The organism is Marinobacter sp., assembly GCF_041690615.1.
In the GTDB taxonomy this organism is placed as follows: domain Bacteria; phylum Pseudomonadota; class Gammaproteobacteria; order Pseudomonadales; family Oleiphilaceae; genus Marinobacter.
This window is the reverse complement of the sequence record NZ_JAWLGY010000001.1, coordinates 95,039-112,784: the sequence shown is the minus strand read 5'-3', so window position 1 is coordinate 112,784 and position 17,746 is coordinate 95,039. Positions and strand designations below refer to the sequence as shown.

The window sequence follows — 17,746 nt, the reverse complement described above, 5'->3', positions numbered from 1 at the left end:
GCTTCTCTGGCGGGCGGCTAGCAGCGCTCGAAACGACCCGCTTTCAGGTTCTTGCGCACCCGGCCCGCTTCAAACACCTCACCATTCATGGTGATGTAAACCCCCGAAGTCAGCAGCGTCACTGCCGCCATGGCAAAGCCCAGATTGAATACCGCATCACTACGCCGCATCCGCGCCGGCTGCATGGCGCCGAACAGCACGATAACCTTGTCGGCGCTGATATCGCTGAGGGCCGCGGCCGTGAGGGGCATGGTGTCGGTACCATGGGTAATGATCACCCGCTGTTCTGCACAGGCAGCGACCGCGGCGCGAATATGGGCCCGGTCGGTGTCATTCAGTTCCAGGCTGTCCTTGCGGCACAGCTCCGTAATCTGCCAGGGAATCGAGACGTTGGCCTCGGACAGCAGTTCCGGCAGCAGGCTGTCGCCGACTGAGAACTCACTATTGGCATCGTGGTAGATCTTGTCGATGGTGCCACCGGTAGTGAACAGACGGATCATGGCGGTCTCCTGATTTCTGACAAGGACATGATAACGCAAACCAGTCAGCGCCTCTCCCTGACTCAGGTCAACACACCCGGGCCACTGCCGGTCTACACTGCGCCCTGACTGGACAATTTTTAACCTGGGAGTCTGCCCAGCAGAACAGCATGGCTGACCAAGCCTGGTGCCATTTCTGCGCAGACTCCCGACGCACCGGAGGCTCCCATGAGCAAACCCTTTGCCGATCTTCAGATGCTGGACCAGGTTGCGGCCCGGGAGCCGGCGTTCGATCACTGGCGCCAGGGCTACGGTGTTATCCGCCACCTGCCCGACACCCAGCAGCAGGTCCTGGCCCTGGCCGGGCAACTGGTGGCGGAGGGACTGCAACCGGACACGGCGTCAGTTTACCGGTTGCTGGCCGGCCTCGACCGCCTTACCAGCGCCGGGCTGTGGCTGGTAGTCCACATGACCTACGCTGAACGGGTAAGTACCGACGGCGCGGACTTGCAAAGCGGTGACTTCAAGTGCCACCCGGAAGGCCATACCGGTGGAGCGCTGAATATGGTGCCCGGCTATGCCGCCTACATGGCGATCAACGCCCTGACCGGTGACACCCGCAGCTGGTTGATGGGCCAGGGCCATTGCGTGGCGGCCATTGACGCTCTCAATGTGCTGCTGGACAACCTGAATCCGGAACAAGCCGCCCGCTACGGTGGCGGCGATGGGCTGAACAACCTGGTTGCCGATTTCTACAGCTACCGCCAGCAGGCCGATGGCCGCACCGAGGCCCCCCTCGGCAGTCACGTCAACCCGTACACCGCCGGTGGCATTAGCGAGGGCGGGTACCTGGGATTTGCCGAACTGCAGTACGTTCACATGCCCCTGCCAGGCGAATCCCTGGTGGCTTTCCTGTCCGACGGCGCTGCTGAGGAGCAGCGGGGCAGCGACTGGGCCCCGCGATGGTGGCGGGCGGAGGACAGCGGCCTGCCGCTGCCGGTCATGATCGCCAACGGGCGCCGTATCGAACAGCGCACGGAGCTGGGCACCCGGGAGGGCCTGGACGGATTTATCACCCATCTGAGCCGCTGCGGCTTTGATCCCATCCGCTTCGACGGCCGCGATCCCGCCGCCTTCGTATGCACGCTGTTCACCATGGAGCACCGGCTGAAAAAGGTCAGCCGCGAACACAGCCGGGGGCTACGTCACTACCCCTTGCCGGTCCCTTACGGCATCGCTGAAACCGTCAAGGGCTTTGGTTTCTATGGCGCCGGGAGTAACGACGCCCACAACCTGCCATTACCGGGCAACCCCCGGCTGGATGCCCGGGCCCGGGAGCTGTTCAATCAGCATGCTGCCCTGCTCCATGTGCCGGAAGCGGAACTTCAGGCATCGGTCGCCCTGTTTAACAACCATCAGCGCCAGCAGCGCCCCCGGGAGAAAGACCACCCGCTGGCCCTGCGCAATCCGGCGGCCCCGGCCCTACCGGTGCTGCCCTCCCGCAGTGATACCTGCTCCCCGATGCTGGCCGTGGACGACTTCTTCCAGGCCCTGGTGGCGGCCAACCCCAGGCTCCGGCCCCGGGTGGGCAACCCGGATGAACTGGCCAGCAACAAGCTCAGCGGTGTTCTCCATGCCCTGCGCCACCGTGTGGATGATCCCGAGAACGACACCGAGGCGGTTCACGGCAGCATTATCACCGCACTTAACGAGGAAGCGGTGGTTTCGGCCTGCCTGGCCAACAAGGGTGGCCTTAACCTGGTGGCCAGTTACGAGGCCTTCTGCGTCAAGATGCTCGGGGCCATCCGGCAGGAGATCATTTTCGCCCGTCACCAGAAGGAACTGGAACGCCCGGCCAGCTGGCTCGGGTTTCCCATCGTGGCAACCTCCCACAGCTGGGAAAACGGCAAGAACGAACAGTCCCATCAGGACACCACCTTCTGCGAGGCCTTGCTGGGAGAAATGAACGATATGGTGCGGGTCGTGTTTCCCGCCGACTACAACAGCACCCAGGCCCTGCTGCCGGAGATCTACGGCAGCAGGGGCGAGCTGGCCTGCATGGTGGTTCCCAAGCGCGACCGTCCCTGTGTATTTACGGCTGAAGAAGCCCGCACCCTGGCCCGCACCGGTGCCCAGGTGGTGGACGAAGATCTCTCGGAAGGCACACCGCTGCTGCTGATCGCCAACGGCGCCTATCAGCTGTCAGAACTGATACATGCCTGCGAACGGCTGCGGGATACGAGCACCCCCTTCCGGCTGGTCTATGTGCAGGAACCGGGGCGCTTTCGCCTGCCCCGTGACCGCTTCGAGGCCGCCCGCTGCCTGGCGGAAACCGACCGTGAACGCCTGGTACCGGGCCACTACCATCACCGGGTGGTACTGACCCACATGCGCCCGGAGGTCTTCCGGGGCCATGCCAGCACGCTGTGTGGCGACCCTCGCCACAGCCGGGTGCTGGGATATATCAATCGCGGCGGCACCCTCAACGAGGCCGGCATGCTGTTTGCCAACCAGTGCACCTGGGCCCACGCCCTGTACCAGGGCGCCGGGCTGCTGGGGCTGGCACCGGCCACCTTCCTCACGGACGAGGAGATTGCGGCGGTGGAAGGTCGGGGCGACCCGGCTGTCCTCCTGGAGCAGTAGTCACAGATTGCGCCCCCTGCGCCGGCGGGTGTAACGGGCTGCCACCATCGTGGCGCCCGGTCAGGCGCCGCCCAGCCGCCGGCGGAGCCAGGTTTCCAGCTCCAGCAACAGCAGAATCAGAACCCCGGCTGCCACGGCAAACGCCAGACCAGCCAGGTCCAGGGGCGATGTTCCGAAAGCCTCGTTGAAAAGCGGCAACCAGGTAAACAGGGTCTGCAGTATGACAATGGCCACCAGGGCCCAAATGACCACCGGGGTGCCCAGAACCCCCCGCAATGTGATCGAGGGGCTGTCCAGGTAGCGCACCGCGAACAGATAGAACACTTCCATGGCCACCAGTGTGTTGACCGCCATGGTGCGGGCGTAGTCAAGGTCACCGGTGCGCTGCATTCCCCAGTTCCAGGCGGCGAAGATACCGGCAAGGAACAGCATCGAAACCAGCAACACCCGCCATACCACAAATCCCTGCAGCAGGGACTCCCCTCGTGCCCTGGGCGGTCGCTTCATCACATTGTCCTCTGCCGGCTCGAAGGCCAGGGTCATGGCCAGTACCACCGAACTCACCATGTTGACCCAGAGTATCTGCAGCGCGGTAATGGGCAAGGTCAGCCCCAGCAGCAGGGCAGCAATCAGACTGACGGACTCGCCCCCGTTTATGGGTAACAGGAAGGCGATACTCTTGCGCAGGTTATCGTAGACCGTCCGCCCTTCGCGCACAGCGGAGGCAATGCTGGCGAAGTTGTCATCCAGCAAGACCATGGACGCAGCCTCACGGGCAGCCTCGGACCCCTTGACCCCCATGGCGATGCCCACGTCAGCCCGCTTGAGCGCCGGCGCATCGTTGACCCCGTCGCCGGTCATGGCAACAACGCCGTGGCCCCGCTGCAAGGCCTGCACCAGTCGCAGTTTGTGCTCCGGGCTGGTGCGGGCAAATACATCAACCCGGGCTGCCTGCTCCACCAGCTCATCGTCTCCGAGCTGGTCCAGGTCGGCGCCCGTCAGCACCCGTTGCGTCTCTTTCAGGCCCAGCTGTTCCGCAATGGCACCGGCGGTGCGGGCATGGTCGCCTGTAATCATCTTGACGCGAATGCCAGCCTGGTGGCAGGCGGCAATGGCTTCTACAGCTTCCGGCCGGGGGGGATCCATAAAACCCGCCACGCCCAGAAACTCCAGTCCCTCGCGAACATCGTCAATCTCCAGCGAGCCGGTCTCCCCTGCCACCGACAAACGGGCGAAAGCCAGTACCCGCAGGCCCTCTGCGGCCATGGCATCCACCTTTTGCTGCCAGTCGCCTGTGTCCAGCCGGCCGGTATCACCATCCTCGGTCATGGCCCTGTCACACATGGACAGAATCTGTTCCGGTGCCCCCTTGAGGTAGACCATGGCATGTCCGCGATGGTCATGATTGAGGGTCGCCATGAAGCGGTATTCGGCATTAAACGGGATCTCATCCCTCCGGGACCAGTGGCTGTCAATCCCGGCCAGATCGTTGTCCACTTTGAGGGCCAGTACCTTGAGCGCTCCTTCCATGGGATCACCTTCCACCCGGACCGGATCTTCCTGAAGCTTCAGGTGCGAATCATTACAGAGGGTTCCGGCCAGGGCCAGCTCTCGCACGGCAGGTGAAACCGCGCCTTCGCCAGCTGAGGTTACCGCCCCCTCGGTGGCATAGCCTGTACCCGAAACCTGATACCGCTGACCACCAGCGACCAGCGCCGTTACCGTCATTTCGTTGCGGGTGAGCGTACCGGTCTTGTCAGAACAGATCACCGACACCGCGCCCAGGGTCTCAATAACCGGCATTCTCCGAACCACGGCCTTGCGCGTGGCCATCCGGCGCACCCCGATCGCCAGGGTAATGGTCAGAATAGCCGGCAGGCCCTCCGGAATCGCCGCTACGATCAGGCCCACCACCGCCATGAACAGCTCGTCCATGGCCAGACCGCTGAACCAGGTGCCTGCAAGGAAGATCGCCAGCCCCAGAACAATAATCACCACCGACAGATAGCGGGCAAAGCGATCCATTTGCTCCAGTAGCGGCGTGCGCAGGGTCTCTGTGTGCCGCAGCATGCCGGATATCCGGCCAATTTCGGTTTCCGCGCCGGTTCTGACCACCACCCCCTGGGCGGTACCCGTGGTCACCATGGTGCCCGAGAATGCCATGCTGCGCTGGTCCCCGAGGGCGGCATCGGCCTTCTCACTATCCACGGCCTTGTCTGCCGCCATGGATTCACCGGTAAGTATGGCTTCGTCCACCTGCAGGCCGTTTACCCGCTCCAGCCTGACATCTGCCGGCACCCGGTCCCCGGGCTCGAGCAGCAGCGTGTCGCCGGGCACCAGCCCGGACGCCTGGATGGTGTGACGGCCATCGTGGCGGAGCACGGTGGCCTGGGGTGCCAGCATGTGGCGTATCGCAGCCAGGGCCTGCTCCGCCTTGCCCTCCTGAAGGAAACCCACGAGGGTCTGGATCACCACCACCGCCAGGATGACGACCGTGTCAATCCAGTGACCCAGCAGCGCCGTTATCAGTGCCGCCGTGAGCAGTACATAGATCAGGAAGTTCTTCAGCTGCCGGGCAAGCCGGGCCAATGGCCCCCTTTGCAGGGCTTCCGGCAACTGGTTCGGCCCGTACCGGTTCAGTCGCCGCTGCACCTCCTCAGTGGCCAGCGGTGATGGTGCCTCAAGCCGGGCGCGCACCTCTGCGGGGCTGAGCGTATGCCAGTGGACGGTGTCTGCGAGCTTATCCCCGTGGGGAGTATCGGTCATAGTCTGGTTCCCTGTTCGGAATAACCATCTTGGTCAGCGCCTATTGCAACCGGCGAGGGCCGGGGCCGCTATGCTCCAGATCAAGAATCCATCCTGTTGAAGATCAGCCACGGTCCCGTGAAGCCGAGGTCAGCAACTCTGCAAACTCCGTGGCAGGCATGGGGGCCGCTTTCAGATACCCCTGAAAACTGTCACAGCCAAGCCTGGCCAGGATCTCCAGCTGGCTGCGCAACTCCACACCCTCGGCCTGTACCTCCAGCTCCATGGCCTGCCCCATGGCAATGATCGCCTTTACGATGCCCTGGCCACCCCCGTCGGAAGACAGTTCACTGACAAAGCTGCGATCAATCTTGAGCTTGTCCACCCTGAAGCGGCGCAGATAGCTCAGGGAGGAATAACCGGTACCGAAGTCATCAATGGCGAGTCGCGCGCCGGTGGCACGAATTTCGTCGAGCAGGTCGGTGGTACGGTCACCCAGGGCCAGCAGACTGCTTTCGGTAAGCTCCACTTCCAGGCATTGTGCGGGCACCCCGGCGTCGTTGACCACCTGCCGGAGGAACCCGGGGAAGTGCCCCCGCTTGAGCTGCCGCGAAGACACATTGATGGCCACCACGCCTGGCTCCAGGCCCTGGTCGTGCCACTGCCGGACCTGCCGCGCCGCCTCTTCCACTACCCAGCCGCCGAGTTCGGTGATCAGCCCGGTCTCCTCCGCCAGCGGAATGAACTCCGCCGGCGAGACCAGCCCCCATTCCGGATGGCGCCAGCGAATCAACGCCTCCGCCCCGTTCAGCTGTTCGGTGGCCACATCCCAGACCGGCTGGTAGAACAGTTCGAACTGTTTCCGGGCCAGTCCGGTGGTCAGCGCCTCTTCCAGCTCCAGCCGGCGCCGGGCGAGCCGCGTCATGTCGGCGCTGTAGAAAGCAAAGGTGTTCTTGCCCGCCAGCTTGGCTTCCGACAGCGCGGAGTCCGCCTGGCTGAACAGGCTGGACACCTCTTCACTGCCGCTGATCCGGTTGCCAGCTGCCAGGCAGATACCGATGCTGGCCCGAACCATGACCCGGGCTGTATGGTCCAGGGTAAAGCCCGCGCCCAGGGCATCCAGCAAACGGGTGGCCAGCTGCTCCACCTCCTGCTGATCGGTTACCCCCGGCACCAGCACTACGAACTCATCGCCACCGAATCGCCCCAGTTCCTGCCCCTCCCCGAGGCACTCCAGTATGCGCTGGCTGGCCTTCTGCAGCAGCCGGTCACCCAGCTGGTGGCCGTAGGACTCGTTGATGGTCTGAAAATCATCCAGATCCACAAACAGCACGGCCACCCGGGCGTGGCCGTCTTCCGGCGTCTGGCGAAGGGCATTGCGCAGGTGTTCCGACATCAGCGCCCGGTTGGGTAGATCGGTCAGGGGATCATAGAACGCCAGGTAACGGAGCCGCTCCTTGTCAGCCTTTTCCTCGGTGATATCGGTGGCGAACAGCACGTAATAGGCCAGCGCGCCCTGCCGGTCTTCAACCCGGGTAACCGTTACCCACTGGGTGAACAGGGAACCGTCACGGCGGCGGGCTATGACCTCCCCCTGCCACATACCGTCCTGGTCCACCTTGCGCCAGAGTTCATCATAGAAAACCGACTCATGAGCACCGGAGCGGAATTCGGCAAGATCACGACCAATGACCCGGTCCAGGGAAGCACCGGTCATCCGTTCAATGGCCGGATTGGCGTATATCACCTTGCGACCGGCATCCGCCGCCATGATGCCGGTATGGGCATGCTCGATCATGGAACTCTGCAGGGTCATGAAACTGGAAGCCTGGTCCAGCCGTCGCAGGGACTGCCGTACCAGCAATCCAATCAGTACCGCGCTGACCCCGACAAACGCCCAACCCTTGAAAGTCTGTGCCTGCAACTGCATGTCGTGGCCGGCACCGGCGAAGAGCCAGGCCACCAGCTGATCCGAGAACAGGATCCACAGGCAACCCACCACAAGATAGATCAGGGCGATCCTGAATGGCGATGTCCTGATCTCGGGTAATGGCACAGATTGTCCCCTGTTACTTCAGATTCGAAAAACCCGGGCGCCTGCGTGGTAAGCTGCCTGCTATCTTTCAAACCAACGCCGGAGTATTCATGTCGTCCACGATACCGTTCTCTCTGCTGGAACTAGCGTCCGTCCGGGAAGGTGACTCCGTCGCGCAGACACTAGCCAACAGTGTAGCCTATGCCCGCCATGCCGAAAGCCTGGGCTTCCAGCGCTTCTGGCTGGCGGAGCACCATAACATGGAGGGCATCACCAGCTCTGCAACGTCGGTGCTGGTGGGTCATATAGCCGGCAATACCGATCGCATCCGGGTAGGTTCCGGTGGCGTCATGTTGCCCAACCATCCGCCGCTGGTGATAGCCGAACAGTTCGGCACCCTGGAATGCCTCTACCCTGGCCGCATCGACCTGGGCCTGGGACGGGCGCCGGGGACCGACCCCATTACCAGCCGTGCCCTGCGTCGGGACGGCATTGGTGCAGAGCAGTTCCCGGATGATGTGCAGCGGCTGCAGCAATTGCTGGGGCCGCTGGAGCCCGGCCAGCAGGTCAAGGCCATTCCAGGCGCCGGCACCAACGTGCCCATCTGGCTGCTGGGTTCGTCGCTTTACAGCGCCCAGCTGGCAGCCCTGCGGGGCCTGCCCTACGCCTTCGCCGGCCACTTTGCCCCCCGGCTCTACCGTGAAGCGCTGAAGGTCTACCGGGACCATTTCCGGCCCTCGGCGCAGCTGGAAGCCCCTCATGCGATGCTCTGCCTGCCGGCGGTGCCTGCCGACACCGTAGATGAAGCCCGGCACCTGAGTACCACCAGTTACCAGCGCATCCTGTCGCTGTTCCGCGGTCAGCCCCTGTGGATGAAGCCACCGGTGGAATCCATGGACGGCCTCTGGAGCCCCGCCGAAGAGGCCGGAGTGAAAGATTTCCTGGGTCTGCAGGTACTGGGTGACGAAGAAGCCATCGGGGACCGGCTACAGCAGATTCTGGCGACCGTCGAGGTGGACGAACTGATGTTCACCGTGGATCTCTACGACCCCGCCAAACGCCGTCACGCCCTGGATATCCTGGCCCGGGTGCGGGACAGCCTCTGACTCCGGTTGACCCGGCCGGCGTCCGGTCTTTCCACGACCGGCAGGTCCGGTGGGGTTACCCGCTCCCGCCGAGTCCGGGCAGGGTTCGTGGATCGATGTAGTCCAGCCCGTGCGCCTCGGCCACTTCCCGGTACGTCAGATGCCCCCCATGAACGTTCAGGCCCGCCAGCAGGTGCGGGTTTCTCCCCATGGCGGCCACCGCTCCGTGTTCGGCCAGCTGACGGATAAACGGCAGGGTAGCGTTATTCAGTGCCAGGGTGGAGGTACGCGCTACGGCGCCGGGCATGTTGGCCACGCAATAATGCACGACACCTTCCTCGATAAATACCGGATCGTCGTGGGTGGTGGGCCTGGACGTCTCCGCACACCCGCCCTGATCAATAGCCACATCCACCAGCACACTGCCGTCGGGCATTTGCCTGAGCATGTCCCGGGTGACCAGTTTGGGCGCCGAGGCGCCGGGAATCAGCACCGCTCCGATGACCAGATCGGCTTCGGTAACACATTGATGCAGCTGCTCGGCGCCGGAAAACACCGTGCGAATCCGGTTTCCATAACGGTGATCCAGCTCCCGCAGCACGTTCACGCTGACATCCAGCACGGTCACATCCGCGCCCAGACCAACAGCCATCGCCAGGGCATTCTGGCCAACCATGCCTGCCCCTATGATGGTAACCTTTGCCGGACTGACCCCCGGCACACCGCCGAGCAGTACACCGCGACCGCCCATCGCCCGCTCCAGGCAATGAGCACCGGCCTGCACCGCCATGCGACCGGCCACCTCGGACATGGGCGCCAGCAAGGGTAACTGGCCGAGGTCGTCGGTGACGGTTTCGTAGGCGATGCAGGTAGCGCCGGAGGCGATCAGATCCCGGGTCTGGGCCTTGTCCGGCGCCAGGTGCAGGTAGGTGAACAGCGTCTGCCCCTGACGGAGCCACTGGCGCTCTTCCGCCTGGGGCTCCTTGACCTTGACGATCAGATCGGCGCTCCGGAACAGCTTTTGCGGGTCGTCCTCCAGCGTAGCTCCGGCCCTTCGGTAGTCCTCGTCAGTGAAACCGATGGCTTCCCCGGCGCCACTCTGAACCATCACCTGATGACCCGGGCGGGTCAGCTCTGCGACAGCCGCGGGAGTCATACCGACCCGGTACTCGTGATTCTTGATTTCCTTCGGTACGCCTATTTTCATGCCTGCCCTCTCCAGAAAACCCTTTCAGCTCAAGTCTAGCAGCCCGCCGAACTCAGGACTGGCCCGCCGACAGCAACCCATCCGCTTCATTGTTCGCCACGTAAAACAGAAGTGTTCTATCATCTGAAGTTACACCGGCCCCGGGAATTGGAGCCGTTCTCCCGACAAACCGAGTCACCAACACTAAAGGACTGACCCATGACTTCAAGACTGACCCCACTGGCCGCCGGCATCGTGCTTTCCATTGGCGCCGGCGCCGCCCAGGCCGAACTGCAGACCGAAACCGTCAATTACACCGTCGACGGTAAAACCTTCACCGGCTATATGGCCTGGAACGATGCCTACCAAGGCAAGCGTCCAGGCGTGCTGGTGGTCCACGAGTGGTGGGGCCACAACGAATTCGCCCGTGACCAGGCCGAGAAGCTGGCCGCTGCCGGCTATACCGCTTTTGCCCTGGATATGTACGGGGAAGGCAAGGTGACCGACCATCCCGATGAGGCCCAGGCCTTTATGAAAGAGGCCACCGGTGACCTGCAAGCCCTCCAGGCCCGCTTTACTGCCGCCCTGGACGAACTGCGCCAGCATGACACGGTCGACGGCAGCCGCATTGCTGCCCAGGGTTACTGCTTCGGCGGCGCCGTGGTGCTCAACATGGCTCGCCTTGGCATGGACCTGGATGGCGTGGTCAGCTACCACGGCGCCCTGGGCAGTCCCATCGAGCCCGAACCCGGCGATATCAAGGCCCGTATCCAGGTGTACACCGGGGGTGCCGACCAGATGGTGCCTGCAGACCAGGTAGCCGACTTCGTGACCAGCATGCAGAATGCCGGGGCGGATTTCTCGGTCTCCAGCTTTCCGGGTGTGAAGCACTCCTTCATGAACCCGGGGGCGGATGCGGTTGCCGACGAGCACGGCATGCCCATTGGCTATGATCAGGATGCGGCGGAGCGTTCCTGGGAAGGCACCATGCGGTTCTACCAGGATATTTTCAGCCAATAACGGATGTCGGGGCGGTACCCTTTGGCGGGCCCGCCCCATAAGTACAACTACGTGAGTTTTTGTATCCGGGGGACTGGTATTCCGCAAAAAGCAGGAGTACAGTCGGATATCAGGAAAGATCAGTAAAGCATTTCATTAACCAAGACGTATCTCTCTCCTGCAGTAGTGCATCCGTCCTGTTTTTGAATCCGCAGTTCTGTGTTTCCTCCCAAAGGTCCTTTGCGGCAACCGGGTTCCGGGGCTGTTGAAAGGGCAATCTAGAAAGTGTTTTGAATACAGGAATTTCGAGTATGTCTACTGTTACCGGTACTGTTAAGTTCTTCAACGAAGCGAAAGGCTTTGGCTTCATCACCCGTGAGTCCGGCCCGGACGTTTTCGTTCACTACAGTGCCATTCAGGGCAGCGGCTTCAAGACCCTGGCCGAAGGCCAGCAGGTCGAGTTCACCGTCACCCAGGGCCAGAAAGGTCCTCAGGCGGAGAACGTTGTAGCTCTGTAAATCAGGCTTCAGCGCAGGTGGCGCCTGACCTTCGGGTACGACGCTCCTGAACAAGAAAAAGGCAGCCTCCGGGCTGCCTTTTTTGTGCCTGCCATTCCAGGGATGCCGGTATGCCTGCCGTTTCAGGCCTTCTCCTGTCGTGCTCTCAGACTGGCCGCCAGAGCCCGAACAGCCACATGCCAACCGCCACCATCGCCAGGGAACCCAGTACATGGACGGCGACGCTGGCCAGCACCACCAGCCACTTGCCCGCCTGCAGGGCGCCCATCAGTTCCAGGGAAAAGGTTGAGAAGGTGGTAAGCGCCCCGCACAGCCCGGTAATCACCAGTAATCGCCATTCCGGTAACAAGGAGCTGTGACTGAACCAGCTGATGAAGAAGCCGGCGAGCCCGGCACCAATGAGGTTGGCCAGCAGGGTGCCTCCCTGCAGACCATGGCCGGGGCCGTTGAGCCAGAGACTCAGGCCCCAGCGAAGGTTGGCGCCGATCACGGCGCCAACGCTCACTGCCAGGAAGGCCCAGCCGGTCATGCGGGGTTGTGGTCAATCAGCGTGGACTTGTCCATGGCCAGGGCATCGAACGGGAAGTCATCCACCGTGAGCATATCCAGCACATCCTTCTCGTACTCACGCATGAAGGTGATTTCCTCCTCGCTGAGAATGCCGGCCTCGTAAGCTGCCTCGAACTGCGCCTCGGGGTGCAGCACTTCCGCCGGCAGCTCCCCTTTCGCTGCGGCCTTGCCAGCCTTGCGGTAGATCGCTTCGGCCCGCTCGTAGTCTTTGAGCAGGGCATTGTAGCGTGCCACGGGGTTTTCCTTGTCGTCGCTTTCCGTGTACCAGACCGGCGCCAGCAACTTGGCCCGTACCGGGGTATCGGTGGAAATCGCCCGGGCCACCCGACGGGTCAGATCGTCGTGGGGCTTGTCCCAGCGACGCCCCAGAGGCATGGTGACCATACGAAGAGCCACCGCGACTGCCCGGTTTGGCAGGTTCTGCAGCAGTTCGTCCAGGGCGTTTTCGGTGCGATGCAGCAACAGGCTCATGCTGTACTCCAACAGGTCCGCCTCGCCCTCCACCGGCTGGGTCTCATGCCAGTGCTTGAGCACCATGGACGCCATGTAGAGGTTGGCCAGCATATCGCCCAGGCGGGCCGAGATCAGCTCCCGCATCTTGAGCTGCGAACCCAGCGTGGTCATGGCAGCGTCAGAGCACAGGCCGAAGGCCGCACTGAACCTGGCCACGCCCTGGGCGTAACGACGGGCAGTGCTGTCGAAAGGCACTTCTGCCTTGCCCAGTCCCAGGGCTTGGGTAAAGGCCCGGGCCGCATTACCGAAGATCAGGCCGGCGTGGCTGAAGAAGGCCTCGTCGAACGCCCTTTCATCGTCCTTGTCCTTGGCGGCCAGTTCCCTGAGTACGTATGGATGGCAGCGGATGGCACCCTGCCCGAAGATCATCAGGCTGCGGGTCATGATATTGGCGCCCTCAACGGTGATGGACACCGCAGAGCCCGAGAAGCCAATGCCCAGGTAGTTACGCGGGCCCAGCGTTACCGTCTTGCCGCCGTGAACATCCATGGCGTCGATGAGTACCGCCCGTTGCATCTCGGTGAGCTGATATTTCAGGATCGCAGACGGTACTGCCGGCTTCTCGCCGTTATCCACCATATTGGCCGTCTGCAGTACCGAGGACTGGGCGATGTAACATTGCCCGGCGATACGCGCCAGGGCTTCCTGGACGCCCTCCATATCCGCCACCGGGGTATTGAACTGGCGGCGTACCCGGGTAAAACCTCCGGCCACGCCCACCGCCGTGGCGGCGGATCCGGCGGCGCCGGAAGGCAGCGTTATGCAGCGTCCCACGGAAAGACACTCCACCAGCATCCGCCAGCCTTCGCCGGCCATTTCCGGACCGCCGATGATGAAGTCCAGGGGAATGAATACGTCCTTGCCCACAATAGGCCCGTTCATGAACGGGCTGCCGATGGGCCAGTGCCGACGGCCAATTTCCATGCCATCGGTGTTCCGGGGAATCAGCGCACAGGTGATGCCCAGGTCTTTCTCCTCACCCAACAGGCCGTCCGGGTCGAACATGCGGAAGGCGAGCCCCACCACGGTTGCAATGGGGGCAAGGGTGATCCAGCGTTTCTCGAAGTTGAGCTTCAGGCCCAGCACTTCCTTGCCGTTGTATTCGCCCTTGCAGACGATACCGGTATCCGGCAGGGATGTAGCATCAGAGCCCGCCCTGGGGCCGGTCAGACCGAAACAGGGAATTTCCCGGCCATCCGCAAGGCGCGGCAGGTAGTGGTCTTTCTGCTCTTCGGTACCATATTTGACCAGCAGCTCACCGGGGCCCAGGGAATTGGGCACGCCCACGGATACCATCAGCACCTCGTTGGCGGCCAGCTTCTGCAATACCGCAGACTGCGCCTTGGCGGAAAAACCGAGCCCGCCGTATTCCTTCGGGATAATCATTCCCAGGAACTTTTCCTTCTTGATGAATTCCCACAGTTCCGGCGGCAGGTCGGCGCGCTCCACAGCAACGTCCCAGGCGTTGCACATGGACACGGCCTTCACACATTGGTTGTCCACAAAGGCCTGCTCCTCCTCCGTGAGGCCGGTGTTGCGATTGATCAGCAGGTTGTGCCAGTCCGGCCGGCCGGTAAAGATCTCGCCGTCCCAGCCTACGGTACCGGCATCCAGGGCCACCTGCTCGGTATCCGATACCCTGGGGGCCACCTTTTTGAACATGGCGAACGCCCGCGGCGTCAGCCAGCTGCGGCGGAACTGTGGCAGGCCGGCGGCTGCGGTAGCGATGGCGCCGGCGAACAGCAGCAGGGTGAGCCAGCCCGAGGCAAGGATCCATGACAGCAGGCCGAACACCACCATCACGATAATGGCAGGCTTGGCGCCGGCTTCACGGCGCATCACGGTCAGCAGTGCTGCCAGGGCCAGTACAAACAGTATGAGGGTCATCATAGGCGCTCTCTTTCGTCCTCCGGAACAGGAACCGACGTACCCGGGGCACCGCGGTTCCATGGTTCAAATTGAGTGTGAGACCTGCTCGGCCGTCCTTGCTTGCTTATTTGAATGACTTTGGGTGCGTCCAAACTGAACACGCCGCCGGGGCCCGCGGAACTGTCCGAAAAGCCCCGGACCTGCCTGATCTTACGACCAAATTACCGGAACGGATGGAAGCTGGCCAGCCCCATCAGGCGGTAACCACTACCCGAATGCCCTCCAGGGCCAGCTCAGCGCGGGCGATAGCCGTTTCCGCCGCCTCCAGCTGCTCCCGGAAGAAGGTGATTTCTTCCTCCCGGATGGCCGGATTATGGCGGCGCAGCGCTTCCAGCCGCTGAATCTCCGGCTGAAGCAGGTCCCGTACCCGGCTGAGGGCGGCGTCGCGGCCCGGCTCGAACTTCGGCTCTGCCAGCCCCCGTGCGTGGTCTACCATGGTCTCCACTTCGGCCCGTACCCGCGGCACAACGGATTGCGCCGTACGCCGCGGGATATTGGAGCACAGACCGTTGAGCCGGTCGTGGGGCAGCACCGCAGACAGGTCACGGCCGTTAACATCCACCAGCACCCGCACCGGGGACAGCGGCAGGTAACGGGACAGCTGAAGGCGCTCCGGTGCCGGGCAGTGCACCACGAAGACGGCCTCCAGCATGACCGTGCCGGGCTGCAGTCCTTTTACCGACATGGTGGCCAGTGCCGCCTTGCCCAGCCCGGAACCCAGCACCGAGTCCATCACTCCGGTCACCAGGGGATGCTCCCAGCTCATAAAGGCCATGTCCTCCCGGTGCAGGGCCTTTTCCCGGGTGTAGGTGACCGTCACGCCATCGTCGGGCACCAGCTCAAGCTGACCGGAATGACGCTGGTCGCTGGGCTTGAGAATTTCCGCGTCAGCCGAGTGCTCTTCCACATCAACGCCGAATATGTCGCAGGCGGTATGCACGTAGTCCTGCAGGCGGGCATCCGCCTCTTCCTCCTCAATGGCCTCGATCAGGGCATCCGCCCGGTCCCTGCGGCAGGAGTTCAGCTCGATCAGGGCATCCCGTCCCTGCTCCAGGCGCTCACGCAGCTCACCAGCCAGTTCGGCGGTGCGCCTTATCAGCGCCGGTAGCTCACCGGCATCATCGGACAACACGGTTTGCCACTGTTCCCTGACGGCCTCGAATACCGGTACGCCTATTGCGCAACTCTGTTCGAAGGCGTTGAGCCCCTCATGGAACCACTGGCACTGCAACTCGCCACTGGTGCCCGTCAGGTAGGGCACATGGATATCGATAACGTCGCCCTGGCCGATCCGGTCCAGGCGTCCGATACGCTGCTCGAGCAAGTCCGGGTTCGCGGGCAGGTCCAGCAGCACCAGGTGCCGGGCAAACTGGAAGTTCCGGCCTTCACTGCCAATCTCGGAACAGATGAGGGCCTGGGCACCCTGATCATCCTCGGCGAAATAGGCGGCCGCCCGGTCCCGCTCGATCAGGCTCAGGTGTTCGTGGAAGGCCGCACTGCGAATGCCCGCCCGTAACTGGAGGTACTCTTCAAGGGCCATGGCGGTCTCTGCGTGGGCGCAGATCACCACCACCTTCTCCCGTTTCAGGCCCTTCAGGGTCTGCTCCAGCCAGGCCACGCGCGGATCTTCTGCCAGCCAGCGTTCGTCCGTGAAGCGGACTTCCGGGGTCAGTCCCGCCTCGCCGGTAACATCCCCCTCCTGCCGGTACAGCTCCGGACATGGCAGCGGATAAGTATGCAGCTGCCGCCGGGGAAATCCTTTCACCGAAGCGCGAGTATTGCGGAACAGCACCCGCCCGGTCCCGTGACGATCCAGCAGGGCGTCCACAATGGCACTTACCGGATCGCCCGCCGCCAGCAGGGCGTCCAGGTCATCCCCCAGCCAATGTCGCAATACGGCCTGCCGGTCGGGTCCCGGTACCTCGCCGGAGCCCAGCAGGGCGCGCACCACCTGGTTAACCTGCTGGTAATCCGCTTCCTGCCGGCGGAAGGTTTCCAGGTCGTGGAAACGGGCGGGGTCCAGTAGCCGCAAGCGGGCGAAGTGGCTTTCCTCCCCGGCCTGCTCCGGTGTGGCCGTCAGCAATAACAGCCCGCGGGTCTCTTCAGCCAGGCTCTCTACCGTGGAATATTCCCGGCTCGGATTGCCTGGCTGCCAGCCCAGGTGGTGGGCCTCGTCCACCACCATCAGGTCCCAGCCTGCCGCCAGTGCGTCGCGCTGGGCCAGGGTATGACTGGTAAGAAAATCCAGCGAACACAGCACCAGCTGGCTCTCTTCAAAGGGGTTGGCCTGTGCCACATCGGCTTCCAGTTCCGGGTCCGGTTCGGACAGGGCTTCATAACGGGAGTGGTCGACGATGGAGAAGCGCAGATTGAAGCGACGCAGCATTTCCACCAGCCACTGATGAACCAGCGAATCCGGCACCACGACCAGTACCCGCCGGGCCAGGCCGGTATGCAACTGGTAATGCAGGACCAGGCCAGCCTCGATGGTCTTGCCCAGGCCCACCTCATCTGCCAGCAATACCCTGGGTGCAAAGCGGCGGGCCACCTCATGGGCAATGTAGAGCTGATGGGGCAGGTGCTGGGTACGGGCACCAAGCAGCCCCTGCACCGGCGACCGGGACAGCCGGTCCTGGTGCTCCAGGGTGGCCAGGCGCAACCGGAACGCACCATTCCGGTCGAACTGGCCGGCAAACAGGCGTTGGTGGGGGGCGGAAAAACTGACCTGACTGGCCAGCCGCACTTCGGATATTTCCTGCAGGTCGCCGTTGTCATCAATGGCGTGGTAGACCAGAACCCCGCCAACCTCCTCCACCGCCTGCACGGTCAGCACCTGACCGTCAAAGGTCTCAATCTCTTCTCCCATCTGGAAGGCGATGCGGGACAGGGGCGCGCTGTCGATGGCGTAGGTACGTTCTTCATCCGCCGCAGGAAACCCGAGGGTAACCGTGCGGCCGGCCACATCGGTAACAATACCCATTCCCAGCGATGCATCGGAATGGCTGACCCAGCGTTGGCCAACAGCAAAAGCAGGTGCTTCCAAG

The 17,746-nt window shown here is 63.1% G+C and carries 11 protein-coding genes; 4 read left to right on the top strand and 7 right to left on the bottom strand.

Features of this window, described 5'->3' with window-relative positions; genetic code table 11:
• Nucleotides 1-17 precede the first annotated feature (17 nt).
• Nucleotides 18-500 (bottom strand): asparaginase domain-containing protein, encoded by a 483-nt coding sequence (locus ACESMZ_RS00475; protein WP_372956141.1) that lies wholly within the window; start codon nucleotides 498-500, stop codon nucleotides 18-20.
• Between the two features lie 207 nt (nucleotides 501-707).
• Here ACESMZ_RS00475 and ACESMZ_RS00470 point away from each other — a divergent pair, with 207 nt between their 5' ends.
• On the top strand, nucleotides 708-3,122 hold the full coding sequence (locus tag ACESMZ_RS00470; protein ID WP_372972064.1) for a xylulose 5-phosphate 3-epimerase: 2,415 nt from the start codon (nucleotides 708-710) through the stop codon (nucleotides 3,120-3,122).
• 60 nt (nucleotides 3,123-3,182) lie between these two features.
• Here the strand turns inward: ACESMZ_RS00470 and ACESMZ_RS00465 are convergent, their stop codons facing one another.
• Both ACESMZ_RS00465 and ACESMZ_RS00460 read right to left on the bottom strand, forming a co-directional pair.
• Nucleotides 3,183-5,888 (bottom strand): cation-translocating P-type ATPase, encoded by a 2,706-nt coding sequence (locus ACESMZ_RS00465; protein ID WP_372956139.1) that lies wholly within the window; start codon nucleotides 5,886-5,888, stop codon nucleotides 3,183-3,185.
• A gap of 103 nt (nucleotides 5,889-5,991) precedes the next feature.
• Nucleotides 5,992-7,923 (bottom strand): putative bifunctional diguanylate cyclase/phosphodiesterase, encoded by a 1,932-nt coding sequence (locus ACESMZ_RS00460; RefSeq protein WP_372956138.1) that lies wholly within the window; start codon nucleotides 7,921-7,923, stop codon nucleotides 5,992-5,994.
• Between the two features lie 89 nt (nucleotides 7,924-8,012).
• Here ACESMZ_RS00460 and ACESMZ_RS00455 point away from each other — a divergent pair, with 89 nt between their 5' ends.
• A complete protein-coding gene (locus ACESMZ_RS00455) occupies nucleotides 8,013-9,008 on the top strand; it encodes an LLM class flavin-dependent oxidoreductase (protein WP_372956137.1) in 996 nt (331 codons plus the stop codon).
• 55 nt (nucleotides 9,009-9,063) lie between these two features.
• Here ACESMZ_RS00455 and ald read toward each other — a convergent pair whose 3' ends face one another.
• On the bottom strand, nucleotides 9,064-10,194 hold the full coding sequence (ald, locus tag ACESMZ_RS00450; RefSeq protein ID WP_372956136.1) for an alanine dehydrogenase: 1,131 nt from the start codon (nucleotides 10,192-10,194) through the stop codon (nucleotides 9,064-9,066).
• Between the two features lie 198 nt (nucleotides 10,195-10,392).
• Between ald and ACESMZ_RS00445 the strand changes: the two genes are divergently transcribed.
• Together ACESMZ_RS00445 and ACESMZ_RS00440 are read left to right on the top strand one after the other, a co-directional pair.
• Nucleotides 10,393-11,193 (top strand): dienelactone hydrolase family protein, encoded by an 801-nt coding sequence (locus ACESMZ_RS00445; RefSeq protein ID WP_372956135.1) that lies wholly within the window; start codon nucleotides 10,393-10,395, stop codon nucleotides 11,191-11,193.
• 290 nt (nucleotides 11,194-11,483) lie between these two features.
• On the top strand, nucleotides 11,484-11,690 hold the full coding sequence (locus ACESMZ_RS00440; RefSeq protein WP_091853271.1) for a cold-shock protein: 207 nt from the start codon (nucleotides 11,484-11,486) through the stop codon (nucleotides 11,688-11,690).
• A gap of 145 nt (nucleotides 11,691-11,835) precedes the next feature.
• Here the strand turns inward: ACESMZ_RS00440 and crcB are convergent, their stop codons facing one another.
• The 3 genes from crcB to rapA form a co-directional block, all read right to left on the bottom strand.
• Nucleotides 11,836-12,219, bottom strand: coding sequence for a fluoride efflux transporter CrcB (crcB, locus tag ACESMZ_RS00435; RefSeq protein ID WP_372956134.1), 384 nt, complete (start codon nucleotides 12,217-12,219; stop codon nucleotides 11,836-11,838).
• Complete coding sequence (locus tag ACESMZ_RS00430; RefSeq protein WP_372956133.1) at nucleotides 12,216-14,663, bottom strand: acyl-CoA dehydrogenase; 2,448 nt, start codon at nucleotides 14,661-14,663, stop codon at nucleotides 12,216-12,218. Before ACESMZ_RS00430 ends, crcB begins: the two co-directional genes overlap by 4 nt.
• Before the next feature lie 232 nt (nucleotides 14,664-14,895).
• A complete protein-coding gene (rapA, locus tag ACESMZ_RS00425; RefSeq protein ID WP_372956132.1) occupies nucleotides 14,896-17,745 on the bottom strand; it encodes an RNA polymerase-associated protein RapA in 2,850 nt (949 codons plus the stop codon).
• Nucleotide 17,746: the final 1 nt, after the last annotated feature.

Excerpts from the sequence above, each read along its gene's own strand:
- ACESMZ_RS00475 (WP_372956141.1), bottom strand. The coding sequence starts at position 500 with ATGATCCGTCTGTTCACTACCGGTGGCACCATCGACAAGATCTACCAC.
- ACESMZ_RS00470 (WP_372972064.1), top strand. The coding sequence starts at position 708 with ATGAGCAAACCCTTTGCCGATCTTCAGATGCTGGACCAGGTTGCGGCC.
- ACESMZ_RS00465 (WP_372956139.1), bottom strand. The coding sequence starts at position 5,888 with ATGACCGATACTCCCCACGGGGATAAGCTCGCAGACACCGTCCACTGG.
- ACESMZ_RS00455 (WP_372956137.1), top strand. The coding sequence starts at position 8,013 with ATGTCGTCCACGATACCGTTCTCTCTGCTGGAACTAGCGTCCGTCCGG.
- ald (WP_372956136.1), bottom strand. The coding sequence starts at position 10,194 with ATGAAAATAGGCGTACCGAAGGAAATCAAGAATCACGAGTACCGGGTC.
- ACESMZ_RS00445 (WP_372956135.1), top strand. The coding sequence starts at position 10,393 with ATGACTTCAAGACTGACCCCACTGGCCGCCGGCATCGTGCTTTCCATT.
- ACESMZ_RS00440 (WP_091853271.1), top strand. The coding sequence starts at position 11,484 with ATGTCTACTGTTACCGGTACTGTTAAGTTCTTCAACGAAGCGAAAGGC.
- crcB (WP_372956134.1), bottom strand. The coding sequence starts at position 12,219 with ATGACCGGCTGGGCCTTCCTGGCAGTGAGCGTTGGCGCCGTGATCGGC.
- ACESMZ_RS00430 (WP_372956133.1), bottom strand. The coding sequence starts at position 14,663 with ATGATGACCCTCATACTGTTTGTACTGGCCCTGGCAGCACTGCTGACC.